The sequence below is a fragment of the Nocardioides segetis genome, assembly GCF_051390595.1.
Taxonomy (GTDB): domain Bacteria; phylum Actinomycetota; class Actinomycetes; order Propionibacteriales; family Nocardioidaceae; genus Nocardioides.
In genome coordinates, this window is the sequence record NZ_JBNINR010000014.1 from 129,015 (window position 1) to 129,963 (window position 949).

A 949-nucleotide genomic window follows, 5' to 3' on the forward strand; every position below is an offset into this window, starting at 1 on the left:
GCGCGGGGCGGACGCCGTCGACAAGATGATCGAGGTTCGGCAGATGGCTCATCCCCGCTGGCGCGGGGCGGACCAGATGGGCATCCGGCTTGGCGCAGACGGCCGGGGCTCATCCCCGCTGGCGCGGGGCGGACGTGCCGCCGGCGACGGACGCGGCGACCTCGGCGGGCTCATCCCCGCTGGCGCGGGGCGGACCGGCCGGGGGCACCCCGTGGTCAGGCCGGCACGGGCTCATCCCCGCTGGCGCGGGGCGGACGGAGGCTGCGGCGTCTCGACGACGTCGGCCGGGGGCTCATCCCCGCTGGCGCGGGGCGGACAATGTCGGGGAGGTCGACAACGAGAGCCTGCGGGGCTCATCCCCGCTGGCGCGGGGCGGACTGGTAGTTCTCCCAGGCCCACTGAGCCCCGCGGGGCTCATCCCCGCTGGCGCGGGGCGGACACTGACCGCTTGTCGCGTGCGCCAGCGGGACAGTGGCTCATCCCCGCTGGCGCGGGGCGGACCAAGGCGGAGGTTGAAGAGGCTTTCGAACGCGGGGCTCATCCCCGCTGGCGCGGGGCGGACTTGATGCGCCTGTGACCGCGACGGCCGGCGATGGGCTCATCCCCGCTGGCGCGGGGCGGACCCGGCGCACCCGCAAGGCGCGGGGAGCACTTGGGGCTCATCCCCGCTGGCGCGGGGCGGACGCCGCCGTAGATCGACGGGCGCGCTGCACCGAGGGCTCATCCCCGCTGGCGCGGGGCGGACCAGTTCGGCGTCAGCGTGTTGCAGGTGTCGAGGGGCTCATCCCCGCTGGCGCGGGGCGGACGTCGGCACCATCGTCCCCCGCTGGCCCTTGCTGGGCTCATCCCCGCTGGCGCGGGGCGGACTCGAAGGTCAAGTCCCTCGTAGTGGTGTAGCGCTGCGTTCCTTCGCTTGGGTTGGTCAGGCGGTTAGGGCCGGCAGGTCATC

1 CRISPR repeat array is annotated in these 949 nt (G+C 75.2%).

Annotated elements, in window-relative coordinates:
• Window positions 1–44 precede the first annotated feature (44 nt).
• Window positions 45–867: direct repeats of the CRISPR family, unit length 29 nt; unit sequence GGGCTCATCCCCGCTGGCGCGGGGCGGAC.
• Window positions 868–949: the final 82 nt, after the last annotated feature.